3 protein-coding genes are annotated in these 3,669 nt (G+C 67.1%); all 3 read left to right on the top strand.

The window, feature by feature from the left end; all coding sequences use genetic code 11:
* Positions 1-138 precede the first annotated feature (138 nt).
* The 3 genes from FVW27_RS10285 to FVW27_RS10275 all read left to right on the top strand — a co-directional run bounded on the left by FVW27_RS10285 (position 139) and on the right by FVW27_RS10275 (position 3,462).
* Positions 139-1,296 (top strand): class I SAM-dependent methyltransferase, encoded by a 1,158-nt coding sequence (locus tag FVW27_RS10285; protein ID WP_167124884.1) that lies wholly within the window; start codon positions 139-141, stop codon positions 1,294-1,296.
* A gap of 335 nt (positions 1,297-1,631) precedes the next feature.
* Positions 1,632-2,783, top strand: a complete 1,152-nt coding sequence (locus tag FVW27_RS10280) for a CDP-glycerol glycerophosphotransferase family protein (RefSeq protein ID WP_167124882.1) — start codon at positions 1,632-1,634, stop codon at positions 2,781-2,783.
* Position 2,784: 1 nt separating this feature from the next.
* The gene (locus tag FVW27_RS10275; protein WP_012612960.1) at positions 2,785-3,462 is read left to right on the top strand and encodes a phosphocholine cytidylyltransferase family protein; all 678 of its coding nucleotides are present in this window, start codon (positions 2,785-2,787) and stop codon (positions 3,460-3,462) included.
* Positions 3,463-3,669 lie beyond the last annotated feature (207 nt).

Genomic DNA, 3,669 nt, shown 5'->3' with positions numbered 1-3,669 from the left:
CTGCGCGCGCTGGCCGCCGCCCATCCCGACCCGGCGCTGGCCCGTTGCGCCGACATGCTGGAGCACGGCCATGCCTGACGCGCCGCGCGTTCCCGCCCTTCACCCCTTCCGTACGCCCCCCGCGCAGGAGATGCCCGCATGACACAGGATTGCAGCCCCCGGAACGACAGCACGGGGGGCACACCCCGCCCCGCCACATCATCCGACGCACGCCCCAGCGCATCATCCGACGCATCACCCGACACCGCCCGTCCCTTCCTTGATTGGCTGGCTGCCCAGCGCACTCAGGACGGCGTGCTGCTGCTGGGCGATGCCCGCCCGTTCTTCCACGACGAGTCCGCCTACACCGCCCACCACGGCGACGACCCCGCCCCCTTCGACGCCGGGCAGGGGCTGGCGGCCCTGCTGCGGGCCACGGGCGCGGACATGTCCGCCCCGGCGCTGGAGATAGGCTGCGGCTTCGGCTACCTCAGTCTGGGGCTGGCCAAGGAAAACCCCTTTCCGCTGCTGCTGCTGACCGATACCTCGCCGGGCTTCCTGCGCATTCTGGGTGATCGGCTGGATGCCCACGGCGTGGCATGGCGGGCGGACGGCAACGCCGCTGCCACCCCCGGCATGCCCATTTCCGGCATGGCTGGCTCCGGCACGCCCGGCCCCGGCACGGTCCGGCTGGGCATCCTGTCCGGCGACGCCATGCAGGAAATCCCGGACGCCAGCCTGTCGTGCATCGCCATGCGCGCCACCCTGCACCACGTGGCCGACGTGGACGCCTTTCTGGCCCAGGCCGCGCGGGTGCTGCGCCCCGGCGGGCACCTGGTGTTCGAGGAACCCTGCCGCGAGGCCCTGCTGCTGATGGGCGTGCTGGTGGCCCAGATGCCGGAGCTGGCCGCCGCGCGCGGGGTGGAGGTGACCCCGCGCCAACTGGAACTGATCGACCTGTTCCGGCGCATGGTGGAATTCTACTGCCGCCAGGACATCGACAAGAGCACGGCGGAAGACAAGCACCTCTTCCACCCCGTGGAAATCGCCGCGCGCTGCCGGGCGCACGGCTTCGACACCGTCGTCTACGCCAACACCACCCTGGCCTCGCTGAAGTACCTGCACGGCGAATCGCCCCTGCCGCCCACCTTTTTCCACGACACCACCCGCGCCTACATCGGCGAGGTGTGCCGCATGCCGGAACTTGTCCCCCTGTTCGACGCCACCATCGCCGCATCGTGCGCCTACATCGACGACTGCTCGCGCGGAGGGCGGGGGCCGCACTACATCAGCGTGTTCGACGCGCGGCGGGGGTAGGGCCGCCCGGAACCCGGCCACGCGTTCCGCCATGCGGACGGTTCCGGCTCCCCCGCCGGTCCGGCACTTGCGCATTGCTTGCACGCTACTTGCATGCCATTTCGCAATACCGGCCACCGGCCCGGACCGGCACCGCCACGCTGCGCTGATACCGCCGCGCCGTGGTTCCGCACAGGGCGCCCCGGCCTGTCCCAATCCCCTGCTGGCACGGCGCAAACGTTCCGAAGGGCATGGGGACACGACGGCGGCAACGGACTCCGGGCGGAAAAGGACGTCCGCCGGAGTACTGACGGAAGGCCCCAGGAAAACCAGCGTTCGAGACCAACGAGATGCACATGCTCGCGACAGACGGAAAGAAAGGCCCGGCCAATCGCCCCAAGGTGGTCTTTGCCGGAAAGATGGGCGGCCTTCTCAACGTCAAATACGCCTTCCTGCAGGCAGTTGCCGCCGACTACGGCTTCGACCCCCTGCTGGCGGCGGACCCCGACGATGATTACAAGCTGCTGCGCGAGGCGGGCCTGCCCGTGCTTGCCCGCTGCACCCCGGCCGACGTGGCGGACACCGCCGCCATCGTGCTGGACGACTTCGTGGACAACACGGCCCTGAAGCAACTTCCCCTGCCCCGCGTCCCGGTGATTCAGCTATGGCACGGGGTGCCGTTGAAGAAGATCGGCTTCCCGGAAATATCTTCCGTCGTGAACATGACACCGGAAAAAGCCGCCCGCCTCACCCGCCTGTACTCCGGCTATGCCTCCGTTCCGTCCACCTCGCCGTGGATGACCGAACAGCTGTTCTCCAGGGTATTCCGGGCGGAGGCCTTTCCGGAGCTGGGCTTCGCGCGCAATGACGTGCTGCTGCGCGCCCCCGGCCGCAACGACATGCTGGGCGTGGACATGGACCTGTACGCCCACGTGGCCCGCCACCGAAAGGCGGGCGGCAAGGTGGTGGTGTACATGCCCACCTTCCGAGACACGGGCGGCTCGTTCCTGGAAGACGGCATCATCGACCCCATGGTCATCAACGCCTTCTGCGCCCGGCACAACATCCTCTTCCTGGCCAAATTCCACCATCTCGTCAGGGTGGATTCCTTCCGCAAGCTGCCGGGCTTCTGCGTGTACAACAGCGGGTGCGACATCTACCCCCTGCTGCCCATGGCCGACGCGCTGATAACGGACTACTCCTCCATATACTTCGACTTCATGCTGCTGGACAAACCCCTGATCTTCTTCCCCTACGACAAGGAAAAGTACATCTCGCGCGACAGGGAACTCTTCTACGACTACGCCTCCATGACGCCGGGGCTGCACGTCCGTTCGCAGGAAGAACTCGTTTCCGCCATACTCCGGACCGTGATGCACGGCGACGATCCGCACGCCGCAGCCCGGCGGAGCCTGCGGGACACCGTCTTCGCACGGGTCGACGCCCTGTCGGCCCACCGCGTGTGCAACCACATCAAGGACCTGGTAACCAGTAACAAGGAGTGTTGAGATGTACGCCGTCATTCTTGCCGCGGGGGTCGGGACACGCCTTGGCCGCCCGTTCCCGAAGTCGCTGTCGGTGCTGCCCACGGGCGAACGCATCCTCGGTCGCCAGATACGCCTGCTGCGCGAGGCGGGCATCACCAAGGTCATCGTGGTCGTGGGGTTCAAGATGTCCCTGATCATGGAGGAGTACCCGGACGTTTTGTACTGCTACAACCCGGTGTACTACGTGACGAACACCTCCAAGAGCCTGCTGCACTGCCTGTCGCGCCTGGACGAGGACGTGCTGTGGATGAACGGCGACGTGGTGTTCGATGGCGACATCCTGCCCGAGGTGATGGCAAGGGCCGGAGAGAACCTGGTGTGCGTGGACAAGAAGCGCTGCGCCGAAGAAGAGGTGAAGTACCGCGTGGACGGCACGGGCAACATCGCGGAAATATCCAAGACCGTGGCCAACCCGCAGGGCGAGGCCGTGGGCATCAACATGATTTCCCGCGCCGACCTGCCCGCCTTCGTGGATGCGCTGCAACGCTGCGACGACATGGACTACTTCGAAAAGGGCATGGAACTGTGCCTGCGCGAAGGCGTGGCGTGGAAGCCCCACGACATTTCGGCGTACCGCTGCATCGAAGTGGACTTTCTGGAAGACTGGCAGCAGGTGCAGGCCACCTTCGCCAACGGGTAACGGCCCCGCCGCCACCAAAGGCCCACTGGCCCACGTGGCCCCCATGCTGAACCATACGGCACGGAGCAAGCCAACTGCCCGCCCACAGACCAGCACGGACGGAGAGGATGCAGGAACTCGTCGAACACAAGGCCGCCGCGCTGGCGGCGGAAGCCGAACGCAGCATGGCGCGCGGCGACGTGCAGGCCGCCGGCGCCCTGGCTGCGC

The organism is Nitratidesulfovibrio liaohensis, from assembly GCF_011682075.1.
Classification (GTDB): Bacteria; Desulfobacterota; Desulfovibrionia; order Desulfovibrionales; family Desulfovibrionaceae; genus Cupidesulfovibrio; species Cupidesulfovibrio liaohensis.
The sequence above is the reverse complement of the archived record's forward strand: the minus strand, read 5'-3'. Positions and strand labels throughout refer to the sequence as shown.